This is a genomic window from Bacillus sp. DC4300-2b2 (genome assembly GCF_049895685.1).
GTDB lineage: Bacteria > Bacillota > Bacilli > Bacillales > Bacillaceae > Bacillus > Bacillus safensis.
This window is the reverse complement of record NZ_JAFCSW010000007.1, coordinates 17,501-43,110: the sequence shown is the minus strand read 5'-3', so window position 1 is coordinate 43,110 and position 25,610 is coordinate 17,501. Positions and strand designations below refer to the sequence as shown.

The 25,610-nt window shown below is 43.0% G+C and carries 28 protein-coding genes; 2 read left to right on the top strand and 26 right to left on the bottom strand.

Annotated elements, in window-relative coordinates; genetic code table 11:
* Positions 1 to 81 precede the first annotated feature (81 nt).
* From ACP69X_RS17665 to ACP69X_RS17640, 6 genes are all read right to left on the bottom strand, one after another.
* Complete coding sequence (locus ACP69X_RS17665; protein WP_426052926.1) at positions 82 to 1,923, bottom strand: sigma-54-dependent Fis family transcriptional regulator; 1,842 nt, start codon at positions 1,921 to 1,923, stop codon at positions 82 to 84.
* Between the two features lie 108 nt (positions 1,924 to 2,031).
* A complete protein-coding gene (lpdA, locus tag ACP69X_RS17660; protein ID WP_426052946.1) occupies positions 2,032 to 3,411 on the bottom strand; it encodes a dihydrolipoyl dehydrogenase in 1,380 nt (459 codons plus the stop codon).
* 18 nt (positions 3,412 to 3,429) lie between these two features.
* Positions 3,430 to 4,563, bottom strand: a complete 1,134-nt coding sequence (locus ACP69X_RS17655) for a dihydrolipoamide acetyltransferase family protein (protein WP_338527761.1) — start codon at positions 4,561 to 4,563, stop codon at positions 3,430 to 3,432.
* 17 nt (positions 4,564 to 4,580) lie between these two features.
* Positions 4,581 to 5,618: an alpha-ketoacid dehydrogenase subunit beta gene (locus tag ACP69X_RS17650; RefSeq protein WP_008346887.1), complete on the bottom strand. Its 1,038-nt coding sequence runs from the start codon at positions 5,616 to 5,618 to the stop codon at positions 4,581 to 4,583.
* A gap of 20 nt (positions 5,619 to 5,638) precedes the next feature.
* A complete protein-coding gene (locus ACP69X_RS17645) occupies positions 5,639 to 6,616 on the bottom strand; it encodes a thiamine pyrophosphate-dependent dehydrogenase E1 component subunit alpha (protein ID WP_041089217.1) in 978 nt (325 codons plus the stop codon).
* A gap of 200 nt (positions 6,617 to 6,816) precedes the next feature.
* Positions 6,817 to 7,290: a SprT family protein gene (locus ACP69X_RS17640; RefSeq protein ID WP_426052925.1), complete on the bottom strand. Its 474-nt coding sequence runs from the start codon at positions 7,288 to 7,290 to the stop codon at positions 6,817 to 6,819.
* A gap of 99 nt (positions 7,291 to 7,389) precedes the next feature.
* On the opposite strand from ACP69X_RS17640, the gene cmpA reads away from it, so the two are divergent.
* Positions 7,390 to 7,524 carry a cortex morphogenetic protein CmpA gene (gene cmpA / locus ACP69X_RS17635; protein WP_008346893.1) on the top strand — a complete coding sequence of 45 codons (135 nt, stop codon included), beginning with the start codon at positions 7,390 to 7,392 and terminating at the stop codon, positions 7,522 to 7,524.
* Positions 7,525 to 7,543: 19 nt separating this feature from the next.
* Here the strand turns inward: cmpA and ACP69X_RS17630 are convergent, their stop codons facing one another.
* The 14 genes from ACP69X_RS17630 to acpS all read right to left on the bottom strand — a co-directional run bounded on the left by ACP69X_RS17630 (position 7,544) and on the right by acpS (position 18,545).
* Positions 7,544 to 9,703 carry a Tex family protein gene (locus tag ACP69X_RS17630; protein ID WP_411264482.1) on the bottom strand — a complete coding sequence of 720 codons (2,160 nt, stop codon included), beginning with the start codon at positions 9,701 to 9,703 and terminating at the stop codon, positions 7,544 to 7,546.
* 76 nt (positions 9,704 to 9,779) lie between these two features.
* Positions 9,780 to 10,379 (bottom strand): PP2C family serine/threonine-protein phosphatase, encoded by a 600-nt coding sequence (locus ACP69X_RS17625; RefSeq protein WP_041089211.1) that lies wholly within the window; start codon positions 10,377 to 10,379, stop codon positions 9,780 to 9,782.
* On the bottom strand, positions 10,379 to 11,167 hold the full coding sequence (gene sigB, locus ACP69X_RS17620; protein ID WP_024427378.1) for an RNA polymerase sigma factor SigB: 789 nt from the start codon (positions 11,165 to 11,167) through the stop codon (positions 10,379 to 10,381). The genes ACP69X_RS17625 and sigB overlap by 1 nt, the downstream gene beginning before the upstream one ends.
* Positions 11,133 to 11,621 (bottom strand): anti-sigma B factor RsbW, encoded by a 489-nt coding sequence (gene rsbW, locus ACP69X_RS17615; RefSeq protein ID WP_024425393.1) that lies wholly within the window; start codon positions 11,619 to 11,621, stop codon positions 11,133 to 11,135. Before rsbW ends, sigB begins: the two co-directional genes overlap by 35 nt.
* Positions 11,618 to 11,947, bottom strand: a complete 330-nt coding sequence (locus ACP69X_RS17610; RefSeq protein WP_017358393.1) for an anti-sigma factor antagonist — start codon at positions 11,945 to 11,947, stop codon at positions 11,618 to 11,620. Before ACP69X_RS17610 ends, rsbW begins: the two co-directional genes overlap by 4 nt.
* 59 nt (positions 11,948 to 12,006) lie before the next feature.
* Positions 12,007 to 13,014, bottom strand: a complete 1,008-nt coding sequence (locus ACP69X_RS17605) for a PP2C family protein-serine/threonine phosphatase (RefSeq protein ID WP_039176714.1) — start codon at positions 13,012 to 13,014, stop codon at positions 12,007 to 12,009.
* Between the two features lie 10 nt (positions 13,015 to 13,024).
* Positions 13,025 to 13,426 (bottom strand): anti-sigma regulatory factor, encoded by a 402-nt coding sequence (locus ACP69X_RS17600; RefSeq protein ID WP_024425390.1) that lies wholly within the window; start codon positions 13,424 to 13,426, stop codon positions 13,025 to 13,027.
* A gap of 2 nt (positions 13,427 to 13,428) precedes the next feature.
* Positions 13,429 to 13,797, bottom strand: coding sequence for an RsbT antagonist protein RsbS (gene rsbS, locus ACP69X_RS17595; protein ID WP_003214235.1), 369 nt, complete (start codon positions 13,795 to 13,797; stop codon positions 13,429 to 13,431).
* Positions 13,798 to 13,801: 4 nt separating this feature from the next.
* Complete coding sequence (locus ACP69X_RS17590; RefSeq protein ID WP_039176712.1) at positions 13,802 to 14,632, bottom strand: RsbT co-antagonist protein RsbRA; 831 nt, start codon at positions 14,630 to 14,632, stop codon at positions 13,802 to 13,804.
* Between the two features lie 116 nt (positions 14,633 to 14,748).
* Entirely contained in the window at positions 14,749 to 15,099 is a 351-nt protein-coding gene (ndoA, locus tag ACP69X_RS17585; RefSeq protein ID WP_024425388.1) for a type II toxin-antitoxin system endoribonuclease NdoA, read from the bottom strand.
* Between the two features lie 4 nt (positions 15,100 to 15,103).
* On the bottom strand, positions 15,104 to 15,385 hold the full coding sequence (locus tag ACP69X_RS17580; protein ID WP_003214273.1) for a hypothetical protein: 282 nt from the start codon (positions 15,383 to 15,385) through the stop codon (positions 15,104 to 15,106).
* A 294-nt stretch (positions 15,386 to 15,679) separates the two neighbouring features.
* Positions 15,680 to 16,861 carry an alanine racemase gene (alr, locus tag ACP69X_RS17575; RefSeq protein ID WP_064498172.1) on the bottom strand — a complete coding sequence of 394 codons (1,182 nt, stop codon included), beginning with the start codon at positions 16,859 to 16,861 and terminating at the stop codon, positions 15,680 to 15,682.
* Between the two features lie 141 nt (positions 16,862 to 17,002).
* Positions 17,003 to 18,019, bottom strand: coding sequence for an outer membrane lipoprotein-sorting protein (locus ACP69X_RS17570; RefSeq protein WP_087975235.1), 1,017 nt, complete (start codon positions 18,017 to 18,019; stop codon positions 17,003 to 17,005).
* A gap of 160 nt (positions 18,020 to 18,179) precedes the next feature.
* The gene (gene acpS / locus ACP69X_RS17565; RefSeq protein ID WP_059376208.1) at positions 18,180 to 18,545 is read right to left on the bottom strand and encodes a holo-ACP synthase; all 366 of its coding nucleotides are present in this window, start codon (positions 18,543 to 18,545) and stop codon (positions 18,180 to 18,182) included.
* Between the two features lie 94 nt (positions 18,546 to 18,639).
* Here acpS and ACP69X_RS17560 point away from each other — a divergent pair, with 94 nt between their 5' ends.
* Positions 18,640 to 19,245, top strand: a complete 606-nt coding sequence (locus tag ACP69X_RS17560; RefSeq protein ID WP_126681956.1) for a rhomboid family intramembrane serine protease — start codon at positions 18,640 to 18,642, stop codon at positions 19,243 to 19,245.
* Between the two features lie 54 nt (positions 19,246 to 19,299).
* Here ACP69X_RS17560 and ACP69X_RS17555 read toward each other — a convergent pair whose 3' ends face one another.
* The 6 genes from ACP69X_RS17555 to ACP69X_RS17530 all read right to left on the bottom strand — a co-directional run bounded on the left by ACP69X_RS17555 (position 19,300) and on the right by ACP69X_RS17530 (position 25,584).
* A complete protein-coding gene (locus ACP69X_RS17555) occupies positions 19,300 to 20,796 on the bottom strand; it encodes a PH domain-containing protein (RefSeq protein WP_039176705.1) in 1,497 nt (498 codons plus the stop codon).
* The gene (locus ACP69X_RS17550; protein ID WP_058837374.1) at positions 20,786 to 21,265 is read right to left on the bottom strand and encodes a PH domain-containing protein; all 480 of its coding nucleotides are present in this window, start codon (positions 21,263 to 21,265) and stop codon (positions 20,786 to 20,788) included. The genes ACP69X_RS17555 and ACP69X_RS17550 overlap by 11 nt, the downstream gene beginning before the upstream one ends.
* A 112-nt stretch (positions 21,266 to 21,377) precedes the next feature.
* Positions 21,378 to 22,877 carry a degradosome RNA helicase CshA gene (cshA, locus tag ACP69X_RS17545; protein WP_024427371.1) on the bottom strand — a complete coding sequence of 500 codons (1,500 nt, stop codon included), beginning with the start codon at positions 22,875 to 22,877 and terminating at the stop codon, positions 21,378 to 21,380.
* Positions 22,878 to 23,042: 165 nt separating this feature from the next.
* Positions 23,043 to 23,381 (bottom strand): glutamate synthase, encoded by a 339-nt coding sequence (locus ACP69X_RS17540; RefSeq protein ID WP_039176701.1) that lies wholly within the window; start codon positions 23,379 to 23,381, stop codon positions 23,043 to 23,045.
* A 127-nt stretch (positions 23,382 to 23,508) separates the two neighbouring features.
* Positions 23,509 to 24,201, bottom strand: a complete 693-nt coding sequence (locus ACP69X_RS17535; RefSeq protein WP_058837372.1) for an alpha/beta hydrolase — start codon at positions 24,199 to 24,201, stop codon at positions 23,509 to 23,511.
* Positions 24,202 to 24,219: 18 nt separating this feature from the next.
* Positions 24,220 to 25,584, bottom strand: a complete 1,365-nt coding sequence (locus ACP69X_RS17530) for a UDP-N-acetylmuramoyl-tripeptide--D-alanyl-D-alanine ligase (RefSeq protein ID WP_338594077.1) — start codon at positions 25,582 to 25,584, stop codon at positions 24,220 to 24,222.
* Positions 25,585 to 25,610 lie beyond the last annotated feature (26 nt).

Here is a 25,610-nt window from a genome sequence, read left to right as displayed (position 1 = left end):
TTTTCTGTTTAGTCATGACAGAAAGACCCCGACCTCTAACTGAAAGACCAAGGCCTTCTTGCTGCTGCGCTCCCTATGAGTTCATGACAGCTTATACTTTCGCATCCACTTGTAAAAGGTGCTTCTTGGCACCTCTGCCAGCCTCGCTGCTTCTGACACATGACCTTTTGTTTTGTGCAGTGCTTCAATCACCGTTTGCTTTTGAATGCGTTCCCTTAGCGTGAGTTCTTTTGGATTCTCGGTATACTCTGGTAGATGCAGCTTTTTCTGATTCATCGCCTCTAATACCGTCGCATATTGCGATTCACCAATCCATCCTCCTTTAGGAAACAGTACCCTTATATGTTCAAACAGATTAAAAAGCTCTCGTATGTTTCCTGGCCAGTGGTACGCTTCTAGCTTACGAAAAAAAGATTCAGGAAATGTCGCATTCCATTGGTGTTTCTTTTGGTAATAGCGATAGAAATCAACAATGTCTTCTTTTCTTTCTCTAAGCGGCGGGATGTTGATTGGATAGACATGAAGACGGTAATACAAATCTTCACGTATTTTTCCTTCCTTCAGCAGTTCGTTCATATTCCGGTGTGTCGCTGTAATGATTCTAATATCCAAAGGGATTTCGTGTGTCCCGCCGAGCGGTACGACTTTTCTTTCTTCAATGACCCTAAGAAGCGCCACTTGCATCGCATAAGGGATTTCGCCAATTTCGTCTAAAAAGAGCGTTCCTTTCTGCGCCTGTTCAAATTTCCCCTTTCCTCCATGACGTTTTGCCCCTGTAAAAGCTCCTTCAGCATAACCAAATAGTTCGCTTTCTAACAGGCTTTCTGGTATGGCTCCACAATTAACGGCAATAAACGGTCCTTTATTTCTTTCACTAGCTAAGTGAATCGCTCGAGCGGCCAGTTCTTTCCCTGTACCTGTTTCTCCCCAAATATATACATTTACATCTGTTTGTGCCGCTCGTTTCAATTCGCTGAGCGTCTGCTGAAATACTGTACTTGTTCCAGATTCCCCGGGAAATTGAGCAAAAGAAACGGTTATATTGCTCTTCGCTGCTTCTTCAAGAGAAAAAGACATCCCAAGCAGCTCTCCGTCTTGTTCTGACTGAATGAGACGCTTGTCTCGTGTAACAAATGTATCAGCCATGAGCAGCTCAACATCCATTCCGTACCAGTCTGAAAATCGATCTCTAATCGGTTTGCTTGCCAAAACAATCTGCTTTTTCTCATTACAGACAACATACGGCTCGTCCGCTTCTACCTGCTGGAGACAATGACTGACCAGCTCCATCTCTTTCCTTTTTTGCTGGACCTGAATTTCTCTCTCTATAGCATATGCAACTGTTGAAGCCATCCCAAGCATAAAAGGATGCCTTTGATCCGCCATACAGGAGATATCAATGACTCCTATGATCGTGCCGTCTGCATCACGAATAGGGGCCGCTGAACAACTCCAATGGTGGGAAGCGACTGAAAAATGCTCAGTTCCGTTGATCGCTACAGCTTCCCCAATGACCAGTGCCGTTCCAATAGCGTTCGTCCCCACATCGGCTTCGGTCCAGCGCGCGCCCTCCATAAAATTTATTTTTTTCGCTTCTACCAGCGTCCTTTGACTTCCTGTCAAACTCAGCACATAGCCATCTGCATCGATGAGTAAGGCCATCATGTCCGATTCTTTTAATTGCTGACTAATTTTATTTAAGTAAGGAAGAGCGGCATTTAGGAATAGTGAGTACTTCTTTTTTTGAATACTGAATAATTCCTTTTCTAACAACGACTGTCCTTTATCTAAATACGGGTTCACATTTGCCTGTTTACATCTGTGCCATGACTCCATCACTCTCTTGTCCAGACGAGACCTATCAAGTAAACCTTCACGAACAAAGCGTTTCCAAGTATTTAAATAACAAGGCGTCGGATTCATTCCATCCTCTCCTCTGGGGGCTTTTTATCCATTATAGATAATTATAAAAGCGCTTTCAATTATCATTAGCTAACCCTAGAAGTCAATCGGATAGAAAAGAAGCCTTTTTCAGCAGTGCACCGCTCGTCCAATGGTTTGCAGCAAGGCTTCGTGTATCGCCTCTGAAAGTGTCGGATGTGCCGCAATAAACTGCTCTAATGTATCAGCGGTCAGCTCTGTATGCATCATCACCGCCGCTTGTCCAATCAGTTCTGTTGCATGCGGTCCGATAATTGAAACACCTAATATTTCTTGATATTGCGGTTCTACAATGACCTTTACGTGACCGGCTGGTTGATTTAAGATTAGTGCTTTTCCATTAGCAGAAAATGCGAATTTCCCTATCCGAATCTCCCCATATTTTTTTCTAGCACTCTCTTCATTTAAACCGACACTCGCGATTTCTGGAGACGTATAGATGCACCTTGGAATCACTTGTTCATTGACCTTTACATCTTCACCTGATGCATGTGATGCCGCAATCGTTCCTTCATGAAAAGCAGCATGAGCAAGCTGAACACCGCCTGTCACATCACCGCACGCATAGATATGCGGGAGATTGGTTTGCATATGCTCATTGACGCAGATGCCGTTTCTGTCAAATTCTATGCCGACCTGCTCAAGATTCAGCTCTCCCAGCCTCGGCTTTCTGCCAATGGCGACTAAACAATGATTGGCCTTGATGTCACAGCGCTCTCCATGTTCCTTCTCAACCACCACTTTTTTTGAGATTGCATCAAGCTGTTTGACTGCTGCTGATGTCAAAATCTCCACACCAGCTTTTTGAAGCTGATCGTGAAGACAGTTAGCGGTATCGTGATCTTCTTCAGGTAAAATGTGTGCTGCCTGTTCAACCATGACAACCTTTGATCCCATTCTGCTAAAGATGCTTGCAAACTCACAGCCGATCACTCCTCCGCCAATGATACAAAGCGAATCTGGTATTGAAGGGAGCGTCATCGCATCCTTACTATCAATGATCCACTCTCTATCAAATGGGGCGAAGGGTAAAGCAGCAGGTTCTGATCCTGAAGCAATAATGATTTGTTTTGCTTGAATGATGTCTGATTTCCCTTCACTTTCTATCAATAGCTCATGTGCTGAAAGAAATGATGCTTTCCCATTTAACACGCTGATTTTGTTTTTATTCATCAAATAACGAACGCCATCAGTCAGCTGCTTCACGACTGACCGCTTCCGCTTTTGAACAGCATCCCAATGAATGATAGGGTCATTTTCTGGAAGCTCAATTCCAAAATGACCAGCTGATTTCACATGCTCGTACATATCGGCGCTTTGCAAAAGGGCTTTCGTTGGGATACAGCCTTCATTCAGGCAGGTACCTCCTAACAGGCCTCGGTCGATTAATACAACCTCTCTGCCAAAACGGGCGGCTGTTATTGCCGCCACATATCCTGCTGGCCCGCCTCCTATAATGACTAGCGTCATGGTCATTTCACCTTCTTCCTATAAAAGAATGGATACTGGTTTTTCTAAATAGGCTTTAACAGTTGATAAAAATTGTGATGCCGGAGCCCCGTCCAGCACGCGGTGGTCAAATGTCAGACTGAGTGGCAGGATCGTCCCTTTACATAATTCATTCCCATGATAAACAGGCATGTGATCCGCTTTTCCAACGCCAAGAATACCTGCTTCCGGCGGATTCAAAATCGGGGTAAAATGTTCCACACCATAAGCACCTAGGTTAGTGATTGTAAAGGTAGAGCCTTCAATTTCATCGTGGAGAAGTTTGCCTTCACGTGCTTTTTTGCCATACGATTTGATACTCTTCGCCAGCTCAATAAGTGAAAGCTTTTCCGCATGCCGAATAACAGGTACTGCCAGCCCGTGATCTAAAGCAGCAGCGATTCCAAGATGTACATGCTCAAAAGTTTCGACTCTATCATGTTGATATTGACTGTTCATTGCAGGGTGCTTTTGCAGAGAAAGAATCACTGCTTTGGCTACAAAATCGGTCATGGTTAATTTCATATCGTGTTGTGCTCCAGCTGTTTCGTTCAACTCAGACTGTAATGCTGTAAGTTTTGTCACATCCGCTTTCATCGTTATTGTTAATTGTGCACTTGTTTGCAGGCTTTCCATCATTCGCGAGGCAATGGTTTTCCGCATCATGCTGACTGGCTGATGCTTTGTTGGTTCATTATGTTGTTTTTCTTTTTCATCAGGAAGTGCCCGAAGCACATCCGCTTTCGTGATTCTCCCATCTGGACCTGTTCCCACTAGTGTATGAATATCCAAATTAGCACTTTGAGCAATCTTACGTGCAACAGGGGAGATTTTTATTCTCTCTTTCTTTTGTTTTGGCGGCAGGTCTTTTTCTTTCTTTTCCTCGACCTGTTCATTTCCTTCACCGATATAGCAGATGACCGTGCCAGGCGGTACACCTTCTCCCTCAGACACTTTTATATCCAATATGGTTCCTTCTGCAGGTGATTCGATCTCCATTTCAATTTTTTCAGAGTTGATGCTTGCAATGCTTTCCCCTTTATTCACGGTCTCTCCGATCTCTTTATTCCAGACAGATACCGTTCCTTCTTTCATTGACATGCCCAATTTCGGCATCACAACCTCGACAGCCATCTCCCTCTCTCCTTTCTTTAGTTCAAGATCTTGTCATGACTTTTTCCAACCATCTCTAAGACAGTGTTCACAACCTTATCAGGTGTCGGCAAATAGATATCTTCAAGCGGTGGTGAAAATGGGACCGGTGTATGAGGAGCCGTCACTTTTTTGATTGGAGCGTCGAGTAAATCGAAGCCTTTATCCGCAACCAGAGAAGAAATATCTGCGGCAATTCCGCATCTTGGATTTGCTTCATCCACAATGACAAGCCGATTTGTTTTCTCTACTGAAGTCAGAATGGCCTCTTCATCGAGCGGCGACAAGCTTCTAGGATCAATCACCTCGGCTTCAATTCCTTGCGCAGCTAATTGCTCTGCTGCTTCGAGTGCTGTATGAACTTGTTTGCCTACTGCAAAAATGGTCACATCTGATCCTTCTCTTTTCACATCTGCTTTACCAAGCGGCAGCGTGTAATATCGCTCCGGAACATCTCCTGTGATATTGTAAAGCGTTTTGTCTTCAAAAAAGATGACAGGGTCCTGATCCTCGATGGCTGCCAGCAGCAATCCTTTGGCATCGTATGGTGAAGAAGGCACCACTACTTTCAATCCAGGGATGCTTGTAAATAGCGCATACAAGCTTTGCGAATGCTGAGCAGCTGCTCTAAAACCCGCTCCATGTGTCGTTCTGATCGTGATCGGTACCTCTGCTTTTCCGCCAAACATATATCGGAATTTTGCTCCTTGATTCAGCACTTGGTCCAGACAGGTGCCGATAAAATCATTAAACATGAGTTCTGCAATTGGCCTTAGCCCTGTGGAAGCAGCTGCCATGGCCGCACCTACATAGCCAGCTTCACTAATCGGTGTGTCAAGGACTCGCTCACGTCCAAACTCCTGAACGATTCCTTTCGTTACACCGAGCACACCGCCCCATGCTTCATCATCCTGTAAGTGATCTACATGAGCGCCGCCAGCAACATCTTCCCCCATTAAAATGACATCCTCGTCTCTTCTCATGGCAAGCTTAATCGCTTCATTCAATGCACTAGACATGCTGATTTCTCTTGTCATTTTCCTCTCCTCCTTCTGATTTATTGATACGAAACATACACGTCGGTCAATAATTCGGTCTGATCTGGATATTCACTTTCTTCACTGAATTGAACGGCTTCATCTATCGCTTCAGTTACTGCCGTTTCAATATTTGATAGCTCTCCATTCGTCAGCAGCTGCTGCTTGATCAATTCATTTTTAAAAAGAGTGATCGCATCTCTCTCTTCTTGATGTTCTGTTTTTTCTTGATTGGTTTTGTAACGCTGGGCGTCTCCTTCGAAATGGCCATAATTCCGATATGTCATACATTCAATCAATGTCGGACCTTCTCCATTTTTCGCTCGTTCAATTGCTTGTTCTGCGGCTTGATAAACGGCCATCAAATCTTTTCCGTCTACTTGAATCCCAGGAATGTTATAACCGGCCGCTCGATCGACGATTGATTTGCAGCTTGAAGCATAGGAAAATGGTGTCGCTTCTCCGTACCCATTGTTTTCTGCGATGAAAATGACGGGCAGTTTCCAGATGGCCGCGAGATTGATTCCTTCGTGGAAAGTCCCTTGATTGTTTGCACCATCTCCAAAAAAGCAAACGCTTACATTTTCGGTCTTTTTATATTTGGCTGTGAGTGCTGCCCCGCACGCAAGAGGAAAGCCGCCTCCAACAATTCCGTTGGCACCAAGCATTCCTTTATCAAAATCTGCAATGTGCATGGATCCGCCTTTGCCTTTACAAAGACCTGTGGCTTTTCCATAGATTTCTGCCATCATTCCTTTTAGATCACAGCCCTTCGCTATACAATGGCCGTGGCCGCGGTGGGTACTTGTAATACTGTCTTTTTCATTCAGATGAGCACAGACTCCTACGGCAACAGCTTCTTCGCCAGCATAAAGATGGACAAACCCCGGCAAGATTCCTTTTGTAAAAAGCGTGTGCACCCGGTCTTCAAATTGGCGGATTTCCTGCATTTTTTGATACATCCATACGGCTTTTTCTTTAGTCAATGCCATTTCCATTTGGTAAAACCTCCTATCCTTTTTTGCTTGCACTTCTATACAAGCAAAAATCGTGCCAACATGAAGATACATGAACATTTAGGCTTTGACCGAATCACACCGATGAAAAAAGAGACAAAATGAGACATGCGTCTCTTTTTGTCTCCATATGTCCACACATCTAATGGAACAAAAAAAGCATCCCCATAGAGGAATGCTTATCACAATGAATCGGTTGTACGCTGCCACTTTAATTTCCCTTTGCAGACGCCGCATACATAACGAGAGGTATCAAACCGTCTTTTTCTGATAAAAGACCGGCCGCATCCTGTGCAAATGTATTCATGGCGTTTCCCCGCACGTCGCTTCTTTTGTACGGTCTTAAGCGGTGTACAAAAACGCGGGGCTCCTACTTGTTTTAATAACGCTTTAAAATCACGGTCGCGATGCTGATAGCCCTTTCCCTCAAGATGTAGATGATAATGACACAGCTCATGCTTGATGATCCCAATTAATTCTTCTCGTCCATGCTCCTCTAGGTATCGGCGGTTCAGTTCGATATTGTGTGTACCAAGTAAATATCGCCCGCCTGTCGTTTTTAACCGGTCATTAAAAACAGCCTGATGGCGGAATGTCTTGCCAAAGAACTGCTGGGAAATGTGCTCTGTTAACTGCTGTAACTCTCTCTCGTTCAATCAAGATCGTTCCTTTCTATAAAAACCTCGAACGGGACAATTTCCCCTATGCATACATTGAAGATACACCCACTGTTTCGATCAAAGGAGGAATGGGCGATGCCCAACTGGCTGAAAAATCAGATGCAGAAGGCATTTTATGAGAAAAATCATTATCAAATCAAATTGCTGAATCAATGCTGGTACTTCTATAGAAAAAAACATTCAGTCACATCAAGGCACACCCCATCCTAAGGTGCGCCTCGTTTTTTGTTTACTCTGGTTTCAGCATGGAGAGGGCAACGCGGCCTTTTGCCTGGTCAACGGAGTCCACCCAGACGGTCACAATGTCACCAACTGATACAACGTCAAGCGGATGCTTCACAAAACGATTGCTTAGTTTGGAAATATGCACAAGCCCATCCTGCTTTACGCCAATATCAACGAATGCGCCAAAGTCTACGACGTTTCTTACCGTTCCTTGCAGCTCCATTCCTTGCTTCAAGTCTTCCAATTTCAATACATCTGTTTTGAGCAGCGGTTTTGGTACTTCATCCCGCGGATCACGCTCAGGTCTTGTGAGCTGATCGATGATATCTTGAAGTGTAATTGTTCCAATATCTAGCTGTTCTGCTGCTTCATCCAGTTTCACTTCAGCAATTTTCTCTTTTAACTGCTCTGTGCCAAGATCGTCTGGCGTCATGTTGATCATGCGTAAAAACTGTTTTGTTTCTTTATAGCTCTCTGGGTGAATGCCTGTACGGTCAAGCGGATCTTGTCCGTCTGTAATACGCAAGAAACCGATACACTGCTCATATGTTTTAGCACCGAGCCTTGGAATATCCTTCAATTCTTTTCTGCTTGTGAATCTCCCAATCTCTTCGCGCCTTTTGATGATATTCCCAGCGACGGCTTTTGAAAGGCCTGATACATATTGCAGCAGCGCCTGTGATGCTGTATTGACGTTTACACCAACTTGGTTGACGACTGTCTCAACGACAAAGGTTAACGAGCTGTTTAATTGCTTCTGGCTGACGTCATGCTGGTATTGGCCCACACCAACAGACTTCGGATCAATTTTCACGAGCTCTGCTAAAGGATCTTGTAATCTTCTAGCGATTGAAATGGCGCTTCGTTCTTCGACTTGCAGATCTGGAAACTCTTCTCGTGCCAGCGCAGATGCTGAGTAAACACTTGCTCCTGCTTCATTCACGATCAAATAGGACACCGGCTGATCCAGCTCTTGAATCAAGTCTGCAATGAATTGTTCTGTCTCTCTTGAGGCTGTACCGTTTCCAATCGCAATGACTTCAATGTTTGATGATTGAATGATCTCTTTGACTTTTTGTTTCGCTTCCGCTTTTTTCTGCACGGGCGGATGCGGGTAAATGACGCCAATATGATGGACTTTGCCCGTATCATCCACGACGGCTAATTTACAGCCTGTCCGAAATGCGGGGTCGACTCCAAGTACACGCTTCCCTTTCATCGGCGGCTGAAGCAGCAGTTTTCTTAAGTTTTCAGCAAAAATATGAATCGCTTGTTCCTCTGCTTTTTCTGTCAGCTCTTTTCGTATTTCTCGTTCGATGGAAGGCTGAATGAGACGTTTATATGCATCATCGATTGCTGCTTCAATAAACGGTCTCGCTGTCGTCTGTTTGCCTTTTAGAACTTGTTTGTCGAGATAGAAGCGAATATTTTCAGCAGGTGGTTCGATGGCTGCCTTTAAAATGCCCTCTTTCTCCCCACGATTGACCGCTAGTACACGGTGCGGGACAATCTTTTTGATTGGCTCTTGATAATCGTAATACATTTCATAGACGTTTTTCTCATCGCTTTCGACGTCTTTTCCTGATGTGACCAGATTGCCCTTTTGGTACGTTTCACTGCGAATCCATTTTCGCATATCAGGATCATCTGCTAGCTGTTCAGCAATGATGTGCTGTGCACCCTCAAGTGCCTCTTCTACATTCGTCACTTCTTTTTCTTCATTCATAAAAGCAGCTGCCTTCTTCTCGATCTGATCGCTTGGCAGCGTGAGTAAATATTCCGCCAGCGGCTCCAGCCCTTTTGCTTTGGCTACATTCGCCTTTGTTTTGCGCTTTTGTTTGAAAGGCCGGTATAAATCTTCGACCTCTTGCAGTTTATGAGCTTGTTCAATTTTCTGTTTTAATTCATCGGTTAGTTTGTCTTGTTCAGCAATTAAGCGAATGACTTCTTCTTTTCGATTCGTGACATTTTGGATATATGTATAGCGCTCTGAAATGGTTTGAATTTGCACCTCATCCAGTGAGCCTGTCTGCTCTTTCCGATAACGGGCAATAAACGGGACGGTGTTGCCATCCTCTAAAAGCTTGATCACACTTTCAATTTGCTTCGTTGAAAGCTTTAATTCTGTCGCAATTTGTTTCAATAAAAAGTCAGATGTCTTCATACTTTGCATCCTCTCACTGTGTCTTCTCTTTTAGTGTATCAAAAAAACCGGCAAAACAGAAAAAAGGTCAGCTATTTTACGTGAGCTGACCAAGTACATAGGTGAGATCGTCCTTTTTGTCTTGTGTGTATGTTTCAAGCTGTTTGGCGATGTCTTCAACTGAATGTCCATGCTTTAAACACATGCGCATGTTTGGCACATTCAGTCCGTCTGAATACATAATGAATATCGATCCTTTTTCGTAGGAATAGGTGTATGTTTTATATTTTCTAGGTTTGCCTGATAAGTATCCTGATGTCGGAAGTGGATAAATATAGTCGCCAGAAGGTGCATTCAAGATAAAACGAATATTACCAACCGAACAATAGGTAAATTGCTGCTGGGAAAAATTCACCTTTAAGATCGCAACTGTGGCACCGCGTTTATTTTTCATGGCCTGATTGCATCTGTCGATGAGAGTTGCCACATCCTCATGTCCATATTCTTCGACAATTTCGCTGACTAAAGAAGATGATTCATTGGCGTACTGGCCGCTGCCTAATCCGTCTGCTACAGCACAAATTAGTTCTTCATCATCTGCTTTAATAAAAAAACTGTCCCCGCAGCATGGTTTTCCTTCTTTATTCGATTGATAGATAATGGCGTTTACATGCTCATGCTGTTCAATCTGTTTCATTACCCTAGCTCCATAGACGCATCTTCTGATAATGCATCTCGCAGTTTTTTCACTGCCTTCCGCTGCAGTCTCGATACATGCATTTGAGATATGCCAAGTAAATCGCCTGTCTCTTTCTGACTCTTATTTTGCAAGTAAGTCAGATTGATAATCTCTTTTTCTCTATCCGACAGCACATGAAGCACACTCTCAAGCATCATTTTTTGGTTCACACGTTCGTAGCCTTCTTCCTGTGAGCCGACAACGTCTAAAATCGTCACAGTACTTCCTTCAGAATCAGCCTCTACGCCTTGGTCAACAGACAGCGCTTGATAGCTTTTGCCCATCTCCATGGTTTCAAGTACTTCTTCTTCTGTTACATCCAGGTATTCTGCAATTTCTTGGACTTTAGGTGATTTCTGTGTCTCTGTTGTCAAATGATCGACTGCCATTTTGATTCTTGGTCCAAGCTCTTTGATCCGCCTTGGTACATGGACACTCCATGTCTTATCTCGTAAAAAGCGTTTGATTTCCCCGATGATGGTTGGAATAGCAAAGGCTTCAAATGATTTACCGACGAGCGGGTCGTATCGTTTAATGGCGCCAAGTAAACCAATCATTCCAACTTGTCTGAGGTCCTCATGAAAGCTTTTTCCTTTAGAATATTTTTTCGCCAGCATATCAACCAAGTTTGTATAGCATTCGACCAGCGTGAGCTGCGCCTGCTCGTCTTGATTGGTTTGATAGCTTTGGATGAGGCGGTCTACTTCATCTTTAGTTAGTTTCATAGTTTTGGATGGTTGTGTCATGGTCAACTCGCTCCCTGTTTAAAAACTTTGTCATCGCCACGGTAACTCCGGAGTTTGCTTGCACCTCGACTTCATCCATCAATGTTTGCATTAAGTATAAACCAAGACCTCCTTCTGCCAATTGATCCACCGTATGAGCAGATGTGTACGGTCCCAAGTCTTCTTGTTTTTGCTTAAAGTCAAAGCTACCGCCTTTGTCAGCGACAATGATTTCTAGACGATCCTCGTAGACAAGAAAGCGAACAGCCACCTCTCCATCTTCGCCGTCTTCACCTTTGTAGGCATGCTGAACTGCATTTGTACAGGCCTCACTGACGGCAATCTTTAAGTCCTCAATCTCTTCATAGGCATAGCCCATTCGGCTCGCTACACCTGAAAGAGTCAAACGAATGATGCCTACATATTCTGGTTTTGCCGGTATTTTCATCTCGATTAGATCTACTGATTCGTTCATTGTACCCCACCCTCTGACTTTGCAGAAATGTCAATGATGTCCTTTAATCCAGTGATTTCAAACAACCTTACAAGCCGTTCTGACAAGTTCTCAAGCTTTAATGTTCCACCTGCTTTTTGAGCCGCTTTAAACAGCCCAACGAATACACCTAAACCTGTACTATCCATATACGTAACATCCTTTAGACAGATTTCAAGATGCTCTCCCGCCTCTGCTTTAGGCATGAGCGTTTCTCTTAGCTGAGGAGCGGAGTACACATCGATTTCTCCGCTGACACTGATTTTCGTTTTTTGATCTATTTGATGCTCTTTTACAGACATATTCATTATGCATTCACCTCGAAATTCTTGTTTCCTAAAGTTTTATATACCCGCATGTTCACTTTCTAAACCTTTCTTTTGAGAACAAGTAAAGTAAAGTCATCGTGCAGCTGAAAATCCTGCAGTTTGAGTAAGCTGGCGTAGATGGCATCCACCATTTCTTGAGCTGAGTAGGATAGGTGCTCTGATATGAGTGCTTTGATGTCCTCCCGCTCTAGGAAACCGTCCTCTGACTTGGATTCTGTGACCCCATCAGAGAATAAGATCACCATGTCTCCTATGTCTAAATGCTTCTCATACTGTCTGTAATCAAAGTCTGGTGCAATCCCGAGGACAAGCCCTTTCGCTTCTAAATCGTAAAATTTGTCCTCTTTTTTGCAATAGAAAAAGCCCGGCTCATGACCAGCCGATGCATATTTAAACTCATGCGTTTCTTTATTATAGCTGCCATAGAACATGGTGATAAACATACTTGGATCTACGTTTTGCTCGACAACACGATTCAGGGTTTTCAGCACCTTTGTTGGGCCGCTCCCTGACTCTGGTAAGGAATCCATCGCATATTTAATCATCGACATACAGAGCGCAGCCGGGATTCCCTTTCCAATGACATCTGCGATCGCGATATTGATTGTATCGTGATCCGTTACAAAGTGGTAATAATCTCCACTCATCTGTTTTGCCGGTACACTAATCGCACCAATATCAAAGGTATCTCCTTCTGGAATTTTCGTTTCCAGAAGGGTTTGCTGAACATTTGCAGCAATTTCGATTTCAGATTTTATTTCTTGCTGGATGCCTCTGAGTGTTAAATGTTCTTGGTAGGCAAGTCCGTACCCAATCATGACTTCAATTAAGAAGTCTAGTGAATGAAAAACATCTTCCGGCAAATCAGGGTAAAGCTCCTGAATCACTTTTCGGTGAACACTCACTATTTCTTCAGGAGGTATTTGATGCTCAATGGTTTTACGGCTAAATTTTTGAGCTTGATAAAGCGATGTTTCAGTTAAATCACTGATATAACGACTGAGCAGCTGATGGTACCGCTGCTCCATTACCTCCTTAAAATCCATGGTTTCCCTCCTAGCGAAGCCACTTAACAGCTTGTATCTCCGTTCCTTGTTCTGGTGCAGAATCTAATTTAAATTCATCCATCAGTCTTCTGACACCCGGAAGACCTGCTCCGAGTCCGCCTGATGTTGAAAATCCGTCTTCCATTACTTTACGTATATCCATGATACCCGGGCCCTCATCGGCTGCGATGACTTTGAGTCCACGCTTTCCGCGCTCCATCACTTCGTCTATACAAATCTGACCTTTACCAGCGTATAAATAGATGTTTCGAGCTAATTCTGAAATGGCCGTCGTAATTCTTGCTTGGTCAACTGTTCCAAATCCAAGTTCTTTTGCAACATTGCGCCCCAATTGTCTTGCTGCGACTATGTCCCATTCCGTCAATATTCTTACACAGGATTGGTCTTTCATATCTATTCCCCCAATTCCCGCTTCAGTGTCTCAAGCCCTTGTTCAAGATCTAGTGCTGTCTGAATTTCTTCAAGCGATATTCCAAGTTCAATCAGCGTCACAGCGACTGCTGGCTGTATTCCTGTTAATACAACTTTTGCCCCCATGAGCTTGGACATCGTGATGACATCGCCTAATACCTTTGCAATAAAGGAATCAATCATGTCGACAGATGTGAGGTCAATGACAACACCGTTTGCTCCTGTTTCATGAATTTTATTCAGCAAGTCTTCTTGAAAGTGGAGAGCTGTCTGATCATCAAGCTCCCACTGTATTGAAATCAGAAGACAGTTATATAGTTTTAAGATTGGAATCTTCGGGTGATTTCTCACTAGGTTATCCCTCCAATGAAACAATTTTTCGATTTGTCATTTCCAAAGCAGTTTGAATTCCTTTTTGAAGGGTATTCTTTGTTGTAACTTGAGATAAATCAATTCCAAGGTTCACAATGGTTTGGGCTATTTCTGGGCGAATACCGACAAGCAAACACTTCGCACCTACTAATCTCACAGCCTCAGACGCTTGAATGATATGGTGGGCTACCATTGTATCAACAACAGGGACACCCGTAATATCAATTAAGACGACCTGTGAGCGATGTTTGACGACACCATTGAGCAGGTTCTCCATAATTTTTTTCGCACGATCTGTATCAATTGTTCCAACAAGCGGCATGACGGTGATGTGCTCAAATACAGGGATCAGCGGGGCAGAAAGTTCCTGCAGCGCAATTTTTTGAAGGCTGACTGTTTTCTCCCATGAGATGGAATACTGGTTTAAGATCTCGTTATGAATTGGTGTGATGAATTGGTCGATTTGCCAGATGAGGTCATGACTTTCTTCTGTTGTATCTTTGTCATCGTTCATTTTTTGATATAAATGTGTACGGATTTCAGTTAGACCATTTGCCAGTAACTTAAGTGATATACCCATTTGAACAATGTTTAAAGCAAGAGTTTGCACTTTTTCTTCAAAATCCTCATTATACCCCTCTGAAAGAGATGTAATGATTAGTTGAACATATTCCGAACAGATGGTTTCATACATTTTGTCGTTCAGCATCATGTCCGTTTCTTTTTCTCCGAGTCGTCTAAAAATGTCCGTCCACTCTTTTTGTAATTCCTCTTGATGCTCCCTTGCGAAAGCTAACACGATATGATTCGACATGTTTTACCCCCTACGTACATAAACAGCACTTCTTTTATTCTTTCTTCATTATAACGTTAATAAAAATTGAACACAAAAAAAAGTTGCTCTCAAGAGAGCAACCAAATCTCACCATATTAAAAATCAATAAGAGCCAAACTAACTTGTAAGGCTTCATCAACCTTCTCCATCATCTCATCATCAAGATGTGTGATTTTATCTGTCAATCTTTGTTTATCGATTGTACGAATCTGCTCCAAGAGAATGACAGAATCTCGTTCAAAGCCGTAGCGCTTTGCATCAATTTCGACGTGAGTCGGTAATTTCGCTTTTTGTATTTGGGCTGTTATGGCTGCAACGATAGCAGTCGGGCTGAAGCGATTTCCAATGTCATTTTGAATCACCAATACTGGGCGAACCCCGCCCTGCTCGGAGCCAACAACAGGAGATAAATCAGCAAAGTAAACATCACCGCGTTTAACAATCAAATGTTTAACCCCCGCTGACTAATCGCTCAACTGTATTCTCAGCCTCAAATTCTGCGTATTGTGCCTCTGAAGAGATATTCAGATTAATTTTCGCCATCTCCATGTAGCCGCGTCTCATCGATTCACGATTTTGTCGAATATTACGTTCACGAATATACGTTTTTGTCGCTCGGTAGATCAATTCATTTCTTGTTACCTTATCCTGCTCTGCTACTCGTTCGATTTCAGACATCAAAGCCTCCGGTAGTCGAATCTTCATTTCGTTTGTTGCGCTGGATTCAGACAAAAAACATACACCTCCACAAAACTTACGGATACCGTTTCGATCCATTCCAAGACTAATCATACCATTATTCAATGCGCAAGCAAAGCTGTTTTTTCATGATTTCTTATTAGAACATGAAGCGGCTGTTCACCCGTAAATCAAAGATGATAATGGAGTTCCTCTTTCACATTATACGCTTTTTTCCGAAAATCATACGGTATTTCCAAAATCTCTAAAAAAGGGAGAATGTTTACCCCTTCTTTGTAGAATAAAAAGGAACGATGTCAGTTTGACGATCGTTCCTGTGAAAGCTGTTTAGAAAAAGCTTGGCCCGCCTTGAAGCAGCGGATTCCGCACATGCACCCTTTTGCCGTCCTCTATATATACTCTTGGGACGCGGTGTCCAATGGAGCATGTGACTTCATAGTTAATGGTTTCAAGCCTTTTTGCAATTTCATCGACTGATACCATTTCTTCACCTTGTCCACCAATCAAAACGACTGGCTCCCCTACTGGAAGGTTCTCTTTCAGTTCAACCATGAATTGATCCATACATACCCTTCCTGCAATCTTCCGGCGCTTTCCGCCAACAAGTACTTCCGTACCTGCCAGCTTCCGAATCCACCCGTCTGCATAGCCGACTGGTACCGTACCGATCCACGTATCTTGATTAGCTGTATACGTCGCCCCATAGCTGACACTCTCACCCTTTTGAATGAGCTTTACATGGGCAAGCTTTGTATGAAGCGACATGGCTTCTTCCAGCTTGAAAGGAAGTTCATCTTTGATTTCCTCTGACGGTGACAGCCCGTACATACTGATGCCGAAGCGAACCATATTAAATAACACTTCTTTAAACCTTAATCCTGCTGCACTATTGGCACAATGAACAAGCAGTTTTTCCGTATGAAGCGGCTGAAGCAGGGTTTGAAAGGTGTCGACCTGCCGATCAAAATAGTTCTCATCCTTTTCATCCGCGGTCGCAAAGTGAGTAAATACTCCTTCCAGCTGTAAATAAGAATGCTCGCTGACAAGCTTCTTTACTTCATTCACTTGCTCTAACGTTTTCACACCTAAACGGTTCATTCCGCTGTCTATTTTCAAATGAAAACGAATGGGTTGTCCCATCTGCCCTTTCACCATATCGACGACTTCCCTCAGCCACCTGGTGGAGTAAGCGGTCATAATTACATTGTATCGAACAGCGGTTTTGACATACTCCGGCGGCACTGCGCCGAGTATAAGAATCGGTGCTTTGATACCTTTATTTCTTAAAGAAATGGCCTCATCTAAAAAGGCTACAGCTAACAAGTCTGCTCCTGCTTTGAGGGCAGCTCTTGCCACTTCTATATCTCCATGTCCATATGCATTGGCTTTCACAACAGCCATCAGTTGAACATTTTGACCGATATGATCTTTCATATGTGAAACATTGTGCTTGATTGCTGTTAAATTAATTTCTGCCCATGTGTCTCTATAAAAGGCATTTGTGTCCATCAGTCACACTTCCCTATTGAATGATTCAATCCCCTCATATGATACTAAAAATCAAGAATAATGTGAAACAAATCAAAGAAAATCAGCCCTTGCACAGGGCTGATGCTGCATTTATCAAGGCTTTCCGCCTGAGAACCTCATTTATTTAGCTGACTGGCCTTCTACACTCTTTGCGACCATCAACAGCTCTTCCTTCGATAGATCACTTGAGGAAATTAAGTAGTCAACTCCGTCAGAAGTCCATGAGAGAGATTGATCTGTCAGAACCCCTACTGTCATACCAAGATCGACCGGCTCGCCGTTCATCGTGACAGGCGTAGATGCTTCCGCTACTCTCGCTTTTTCCTGGATGAGTGTGAAGGATTTCTTGCCGCCGTACGTAATCACATAACGCTTCCCAGCATCTGTCGTCATTTCTTTCTCTTCCATCTTCTTCACGCCTTCTGGCATATCAACTGGTGTTTTCACCGCAAAGCTGTCAGATGGGTCTGCACTTGTGGCAACATCCATTTGAGAGAGTGTCATGTTTTTCTTCTCATCAAATGCATCTTTGTCAAAGGATTTATTGAATTCAAAGTGAGAGAATTCCACTTTCACCATTGGCTTTTTGTCGCTATCCAGCACTTTTACACTGGCAGGCGCCATTGTTTTCTTATGAAAGGTAATCTCTTGGGTAGGCAGCATTTGATTGTGCTGATAATTGGTCTTCGTTTCGAATACATACTTTGACTCTTTCGCTTTGAACTGAGCTGCACTGTCATTCTTAATGTCCTTCACGAGTGATTCGAATAAATAGACTTGACTGCTATTATTCGGCCAATCGCTATGGAAACGGAAGCTCTTGTTCAATGAAGGTGTCAGCACAAACACACCATTGCCGTTTCTTAAAATGACTTGACTCTGATCCTTTTTCGGATTTTCTAAATAGACACGGTAAAGCTCCGGCTTTTTGTACCAAATTTCTACCTGGTACTCCTGCGGGTCATTTCCTGTCTCAATGGTCATTTTTGCTTTGGCTTTGTATGATGTCATTTCCTCTGCCTTTTTGTTTAAATCTCCAACGATATCCTGCTGAGATTTTTGACCGCATGCGGAGAGAATCAGTACAAAAAGGATTCCCGTTACAAGCAAAACAAAGCTTTTTCTCACCCTTTTCAACCCCTTCGTTAATTGTGTTAAAAGGAAGAAACCGCTTGTTTGACTTTAACAGTACGCCTCAAAAGTTAACTGCGTACCGCGAACCATCAAAGCCTGTTAGCAACTCGCCCTTCCTTATCGCACTACCCAATATATGAAGGGGGGACAAACAATATGCAGACTAGCTTGACAACCTTTCAATTAAAACTTGTGCAGCAGCATATTCCTTTGTATGAGTAATGGACACATGAACCTGATCTCCCTCCGCTTTCTCGCTTTTGATGAAGGGTTTTCCATTATCGTCTTTTTGAATGTCTATGTCATGAAAGCTTAAATACTGACCGATTCCGGTTCCGTATGCTTTAGCGAAAGCTTCCTTTGCCGCAAAACGTCCTGCCAAAAATTCCAGCTGTCTTTTTTCACTGAGTGTACGAAAGACATCCTGTTCACTTAAAGTCAAAATTCGTTCTGGTAAACGGGGCTGTCTGCTGAGCACTCGCGATAGTCTGTCGATCTCTACAATATCAATGCCTATTCCTTTGATCATGAGGTACCTCCTATGATACTCGTACTAATTTGAGTGTTCTCTTCATAAACGTGTTACTATAAACTTACCATTATCTAGTCAAAAGGGGTTTGTTATGTTTATTCGAACGGAGAGCTTTCAACAATTTATTAAATCGTATCCAATCGTAACAGCGATCCTCGCTTTACAAATCGGCCTGTGGCTTATATTTGCGATTCCTATCCCTATTATACAGCTTGGACAGGATCATCTCGTCGGTTTCAACTATGGTGTAGCGGCTGGGGAATGGTGGCGGCTCGTCACACCTATTTTTCTCCACGGAAGTCTCACGCATATTTTATTTAATTCTATGTCCCTTTTCTTATTCGCCCCAGCGCTTGAACATTTGCTAGGGAAGGTTCGATTTCTAATCATTTATCTTGGTGCAGGGTTCATTGGCAATCTCGGGACCTATTGGGTGGAGCCTTTGGAGTATGTACACGTTGGCGCTTCTGGTGCGATCTTTGGTTTATTTGGGGTGTATCTATACCTTGTCCTATTTAAACCGCACATGATGGACCGCGGCAATTCACAAGTGATTTTAACGATTCTTGCTGTTTCTGTCATCATGACCTTCGTCAATTCGAACATCAATATCATGGCTCACTTGTTTGGATTGATCGGCGGTATGATTCTAGCACCTATTACGCTGTTCTTCCATTCGAAAAAAAGACGCTATTAATCTCATAAAAAATGTCGATCCCTCCTTGAGCTGGAGCTGATCGACATTTTTCGTTTAAGACGATTGATTTTTTTCATATGAATACCAATCAAATACACGTGCAGCATCTTCTTCCTCAAGGTGATGCACACCAAAGGAATCAAGCAGCGCGGAGGATTTTACAAAGGTGTGAATACTTGCGACCCGGCCTTTCTTTTGGAAAAAAGATTGCGTCATCGTATAGTTTTGCATTCGTTTTCTCAAGACAATGCCAGTGGTCTTGCCAATGCCTCTTGATGTCAGTTGAATCAATGAATCTTTGATTGTATATCCTGATTGTTTATAAGCTAAATAGCCAAAGAATAGAGCAAGTGGTAACGGAATGAGTCCCAAATATCCCCATGGCGGAAAGCGCACCGACAGGATAACACCTACAAGTAACGGCACAAAGCCATATGAGATCAGGTAGCGTTTGAGTGAACGCTTTGGCACCTTTTTCAGCTCTGTTTCTGGTGCAACATGATAATGATCCGTGAATTGGGACAGCAATTCATTTATTTTTTTCTTCCGAATGAGCGGAAATAAGACGGAAGAGGTTTCTTTCTCTGTAATCGAACCTCCTGCACTAACAAGCATCACTGTCGCAAAGCCAAAAGGCTCACGGATAATATTCTCTTTGATCTTCACTGCTTGAATTCTCGCAAGTGGAATGGTCATTTGATGTCTCTCGATGAGTCCTCTTGTAATGATGATGTCATTCCCTTTTCGTTTTGCAGCAAAATTCGCATACTGAAGCGCTGTTACCCCAACACTCAGGATCCACGCGATCAATACGGCAAGAAAAATCAAAATCGCATAAATTTCAACGCTCGCATGACTTAAAAAAGAGAACTTTTTGAAGAACCCGTCCAAAGGGAGAATTTCATCTATTTGCGTGTAGATGGCAAGACACCCAGATATAATGACCCCGATACCGCTTGAAGTGGTCGCAGCCAAAAGCAATTCTGGCACACCCATACGATAGGAGACATTGATTTCTTCCTGCACAGGTTTCTGGGCAGCCAAATGGCCATGCAGATCTCCTGCTTCATCCGTCATTTCTTCTTCCTGCAAGCTTTTCTTCCGGTTGAAAATCGACTGCTTTAATTGTTCCGCTTCTGCTTTAGTAATAGCGGTCAGGCTCACTTCTGGACCATCCGTGCCGCCTGCCGTTTCGATTTGAACCCGTACTAAACCAAAAATCCGTTGGAAAATACCTTCACTTGTATTGACTGTTTGAATTCGTTCTAATGAGATATATTTTTTCTTTTTCGTAATTACGCCCGATTCCACACGAAATTCATCGTCTTCCATCCGGTAGGTGAATCGTCTCCATTCTAAAATGGTATAAACGGCTTTCCATAAAAGAAGCACACCAAGAATGATAAATGCATAAAAGCGGATGCTCGAATTCGAGTTCACAAAAATCAATACGAAAAAAGGGATAATGAAGTTTTTAATCATGGATACAGCATCTGATATAAAATCAATGAACATCGAGATAGGATGTACACGTTTTGGTTCAGACATCATCTTCCGTCACCCTTGCTAAACGAGATATGTAATCACGAAGCTCATCTGCCTCTTCTAATTCTAGCGCCGGTATATCATGAACTGTGGCAGCAGTCGAAATTTGAACAGAGGCTAAACGGTAGCGCCTTAAGAGCGGCCCTTGAGATGTATCAACATGCTGAACACGAACCATCGGCACAATCACACGTGTGACACGAATGAGTCCATGCTGTATTTCAATTTCATTTTCGAATACTTCGTAGCGCCAGATGTGATGGCGGATTTTTGGTATGAGCCAAATGCCAAAGATGACCTGTAAGACCCATAAACCAGAAAGGATCGCTCCAATCCAATATGGCCATTGTAAATAGTAGCTAGTAACAAATACCCCAATGATGATGAGTAAGAAAATCAATGAGATAATTCCATTTTGAAGACGCCATACCTTTAAACCATTTAGACTAATTTGACGTTGCGGCTGTTTTCTCACATTCTTCCCCCATTCTCTTACTTTTCTATCAATATATTACGTAACAAAGCCTAAAAAGTTTCAATTTTAGCCTGTTAAAAAAAGCGAACCCTGCAAAGGATTCGCTCTTGTATTAGTTGTTATAAGATTTCTTTTGACGACGATCGTTAGAAGAACGATTGCGGTCATTTGAAGAACGCTTTTTATCACCATAAGATGAACGGCTGTTCTTGCCTTTTCCACGGTAGCCTCCGCCACCGCCGCCGTCTCTGCGTTTAGAAGAGCTGCGGTTGTTACGATGACGTTTTGAAATCATTGGTGCTTCATCTGTCAAACGAACAGGCGTTGCATCCGGCTCTTTTGTCATCATTTTGATAGCAGCTGCAACCACTGTTACAGAATCATGATCTTCCAGCAATTCAGCAGCAGCTGTCATGTAGAAGTTCAAGTTGTTTTCACTGATGATCGTGCGTAGACGGTCAACTGTTACTTGCTGTTGTCCTTCAATTGCCTCATCAAGTGTAGGTTCTTTCATACGATCCATTTTACGTTTAGTCGTTTGCTCAATCGCACGAAGCATATCTTTTTCACGTGGTGTGATGAATGTCATCGCCATACCTGTACGTCCAGCACGTCCAGTACGTCCAATACGGTGTACGTAGCTTTCTGGATCTTGCGGCACGTCGAAGTTATACACGTGTGTGACGCCTGAGATATCAAGTCCACGTGCTGCAACGTCTGTTGCGACAAGCACATCGATTGAACCTTCTTTGAATTTACGAAGCGCAACCATACGTTTTGCTTGAGTCAGGTCACCATGAATTCCTTCAGCTGTATAACCTCTTAGGTTAAGTGCTTCAGTCAATTCGTCAACACGGCGTTTCGTACGGCCGAAGACAATTGAGAGCTCAGGTGATTGAATGTCAAGAAGACGAGTCAATGTATCAAACTTCTTACGTTCGTGAATATCCAAATAGAACTGTTGGATGTTAGATACAGTCATTTCTTTCGCTTTTACTTTTACGTGTTCTGGGTTTGTCATGAAACGCTCTGCAATGCGCTTAATTGGTGCAGGCATTGTCGCAGAGAATAAAAGTGTTTGGTGTTCACTTGGTACATTTGAAAGGATCGCTTCAATGTCTTCGATGAAACCCATGTTTAGCATTTCGTCTGCTTCATCTAGCACGACTGTTTCAACATTTTGAAGACGCATTGTACGACGGTTAATGTGATCGAGTAAACGTCCTGGAGTCCCTACGATGATATGAGGATTTTTCTTGAGCGAACGGATTTGACGGCCGATATCTTGTCCACCGTAAATAGGAAGTACGCGTGCACGCTTGTCTTGGCCGATTTTATATAGCTCTTCAGATACTTGAATCGCTAATTCTCTTGTTGGCGCAATGATAATCGCTTGGATATTTGGAGACGCTGGGTCGATTTTTTCAACCAGAGGAATACCAAATGCTGCAGTTTTTCCTGTACCTGTTTGTGCTTGTCCGATGACATCTTTATTTTGAAGACCGAGAGGAATCGTTTCTGCTTGAATCGGTGTTGCTTCTTCAAATCCCATGCGGTTAATAGCCTTCATGAGACTTTCGCTTAATTGAAAATCTTGAAACGTTATAGTCAATTTATTCAAACTCCTTCTAATTGCTGTTTCAGTAATCTCGTGAATGATCATTAAAAACTGCCCTTTTCTGAAAGGACAGGTCCATTATATACAAAGCCCGAATTACCCTACCTTATATCTTACCATTACACTATTTGTTTTTCAACAAGACAGAAATGGATATATCTACTGCTCTACAATGACAGATTCACCTTCACTTTGGTCTCCGTCCATCCATTTCCACTTTTCAAACAGTTGGATTTTTCCATTATCCAGCTGCTTAGGAGTGGAATCGCAAGACCCGCTTCTCATGCTGCCGTCCTTGCTTACATGGTGGTATCTAAAATGAAGTGTTCCATCCTCATTCACAGTTCCTACAAGTACGCCAGATACAATACTGCCGCCTTGATATGTGCCCGTTAATATATTCCCGTCTTGACGATATTGAAATATGGTTCCTGCTGATACTTCTCCGTTACTCGAATTAGACTGCGGGATAAAGGTTTTTCCGTCATATTGAAACAACCGAATCAACCACCTTTTCTTTCCTATTGTACCATAGGCCTGTCACTCATTCGACAAAAATGATGCAAATTTTAACAAGTGGGATTCAATTTATATTAGTTTAGCCACATTTTAGCTTTTCTATATATTAAATTGCTTTTTTTAGAAAATGTTCTACTTTCTCAAACAATTGCTGGGCACATGGCTCATGGCAAACATGATGTTTACAATCCGGCAAATAAAACATTTCTTTCTGGCGAGACGGGACTTTATGATAAATAAATTCTGCACTTGAAGCAGGCACAATCCCGTCGCTTTCACCTTGAACAATTAACACAGGCAGATGAAGCTTCTCAAGCGAATTCTTCGTTTGCTTTACCAGCTTCATAAATTCTATCGCAGCTGACAGCGGCGTGCTTGTGAGCTTATGGCGATATCGATCATATAAAGGGTTTGTATCAACGATCCCTGACAGGGACTCCTTTACCATCTGCCGTGTGTCTTGCATCATTTGTTTTGGGTTCACATATTTGGCCGCAGCACTTAAAAGGACAAGGCGGGCAACTGGGTACTTCGCCGCTAAGTAAGAAGCAATCATTCCGCCCATAGAAAAGCCGACCAAATACACGGTGTCACAAGTCCGGTAAAGGGATAGAAGTTCGAGTTCAGCTGTCGCTATCCATTCTTGATAAAGAATGCCTTTTAACTGCAGCTCATCCCCATGCCCTGGAAGCGTGACAGACTGCACATTCCAATCTGCCGCCTGTTTTAAATATTGCGCCAGCGGTTCTACTTCATAAGGGGCACCAGTAAAACCGTGAATACATAAACAGCCAATCATTCTGTCACCTTCTCACTTTTATAGTGCAGTAATGACTTCTTCCAATCTCATACCGCGTGAGGCTTTGACAAGCACAACATCGTCAGGCCCTGCCACTTCAGCTAGTTTTTTCTTCAGGTCCTCTTTGTCCATAAAGGAGAATACGTGCTCAGCCCCGAATGATTTTTTCGCTCCTTCAGCAATAAATGCACCTAGGCGGCCATACGTCATGACATGATCAATAAATTCTGGCTTGATGTAACGGCCAAGTTCATAATGATACGTTTCTTCTTCGCTGCCCATTTCGAGCATATCTCCAAGTACAAGAATACGGTTGGCAAAGCCGTCCATATCCCCCACAAGATCAATGGCCGCTTTCATTGAAGTCGGACTTGCATTATACGCATCATTGATGACAGTGATTCCCTTGTCTGTTTTAAACAGCTCAAGCCGCATCCCTGTCAACTTCGTTTGCATCAGTCCTTGGGCAATTTGTCTTTCATTCAGCCCAAAATGCTGACCTATTGCAATAGCAGCAAGTGCATTCTTCACATTATGTTTCCCTAATACAGGAATGAGAAAACCCTGGGCATACCCTTCTACTTGAAATTCTGTTCCTTCTGCAAGCTGGTTGATGTGCGTTACCTTGATATCACAGTCCTCTGCTTCTCCAAAGGTTTTTACACGCTGCGAGAGTGAACTTGCTCTTTCGCGAAGCAAAGGCTCATCACCTAGGTAATAAAAGATGCCGTCTTCTTTTAAGCCTTTTACGATCTCATATTTTGCATCAGCAATAGCTTCTCTTGATCCTAAATCTTGCATATGAGATTCCCCGATATTTGTGATGACTGCTGCATCCGGCTCAGCGAGGTCTGATAAAAATTCGATTTCGCCTTTTGCACTCATACCCATCTCCAAAACCGCAATATCAGTTCCTTCTGGCATTGCAAGAATGGTGAGCGGAAGACCGATATGATTATTAAAGTTACCGTCTGTTTTATGAACTTGATACGCTGTTTGCAAGACAGAATGAATCATGTCTTTCGTTGTGGTTTTCCCATTACTTCCTGTAATACCGACAACACGAGGGTTTTCTTCTTTTAAGTATGATTTCGCCAGCTGTTGAAGCGCAGCTAATGTATCCTCTACAAGAATAACAGGAACGCCTTCTGGCGGATTAGCTTCTTTTTGATTCCAAAGAACAGCTGATGCTCCAAGCTCTACTGCTTTCGAAGCAAATGTGTGACCGTTAAAATGTTCTCCAATAAGCGGGATAAACAGGGCGCCGTCTGATACTTTTCGTGTATCTGTTGTCACTCCGTGAATCTGCTCTTCGCCAAAAGCTTGATTAGATAGGGTTCCCCCAGCCATTTGGGCGATTTGTTTCACTGTACGTTTGATCATGATTTTCGCCTCTCTTTCTCATTTCA

Coding starts and splice junctions, on each gene's coding strand:
- ACP69X_RS17665 (WP_426052926.1), bottom strand. CDS start 1,923: ATGAATCCGACGCCTTGTTATTTAAATACTTGGAAACGCTTTGTTCGT.
- lpdA (WP_426052946.1), bottom strand. CDS start 3,411: ATGACGCTAGTCATTATAGGAGGCGGGCCAGCAGGATATGTGGCGGCA.
- ACP69X_RS17655 (WP_338527761.1), bottom strand. CDS start 4,563: ATGGCTGTCGAGGTTGTGATGCCGAAATTGGGCATGTCAATGAAAGAA.
- ACP69X_RS17650 (WP_008346887.1), bottom strand. CDS start 5,618: ATGACAAGAGAAATCAGCATGTCTAGTGCATTGAATGAAGCGATTAAG.
- ACP69X_RS17645 (WP_041089217.1), bottom strand. CDS start 6,616: ATGGAAATGGCATTGACTAAAGAAAAAGCCGTATGGATGTATCAAAAA.
- cmpA (WP_008346893.1), top strand. CDS start 7,390: ATGCCCAACTGGCTGAAAAATCAGATGCAGAAGGCATTTTATGAGAAA.
- ACP69X_RS17630 (WP_411264482.1), bottom strand. CDS start 9,703: ATGAAGACATCTGACTTTTTATTGAAACAAATTGCGACAGAATTAAAG.
- ACP69X_RS17625 (WP_041089211.1), bottom strand. CDS start 10,379: ATGAAACAGATTGAACAGCATGAGCATGTAAACGCCATTATCTATCAA.
- sigB (WP_024427378.1), bottom strand. CDS start 11,167: ATGACACAACCATCCAAAACTATGAAACTAACTAAAGATGAAGTAGAC.
- rsbW (WP_024425393.1), bottom strand. CDS start 11,621: ATGAACGAATCAGTAGATCTAATCGAGATGAAAATACCGGCAAAACCA.
- ACP69X_RS17610 (WP_017358393.1), bottom strand. CDS start 11,947: ATGAATATGTCTGTAAAAGAGCATCAAATAGATCAAAAAACGAAAATC.
- ACP69X_RS17605 (WP_039176714.1), bottom strand. CDS start 13,014: ATGGATTTTAAGGAGGTAATGGAGCAGCGGTACCATCAGCTGCTCAGT.
- ACP69X_RS17600 (WP_024425390.1), bottom strand. CDS start 13,426: ATGAAAGACCAATCCTGTGTAAGAATATTGACGGAATGGGACATAGTC.
- ACP69X_RS17590 (WP_039176712.1), bottom strand. CDS start 14,632: ATGTCGAATCATATCGTGTTAGCTTTCGCAAGGGAGCATCAAGAGGAA.
- alr (WP_064498172.1), bottom strand. CDS start 16,861: ATGGACACAAATGCCTTTTATAGAGACACATGGGCAGAAATTAATTTA.
- acpS (WP_059376208.1), bottom strand. CDS start 18,545: ATGATCAAAGGAATAGGCATTGATATTGTAGAGATCGACAGACTATCG.
- ACP69X_RS17560 (WP_126681956.1), top strand. CDS start 18,640: ATGTTTATTCGAACGGAGAGCTTTCAACAATTTATTAAATCGTATCCA.
- ACP69X_RS17555 (WP_039176705.1), bottom strand. CDS start 20,796: ATGATGTCTGAACCAAAACGTGTACATCCTATCTCGATGTTCATTGAT.
- ACP69X_RS17535 (WP_058837372.1), bottom strand. CDS start 24,201: ATGATTGGCTGTTTATGTATTCACGGTTTTACTGGTGCCCCTTATGAA.
- ACP69X_RS17530 (WP_338594077.1), bottom strand. CDS start 25,584: ATGATCAAACGTACAGTGAAACAAATCGCCCAAATGGCTGGGGGAACC.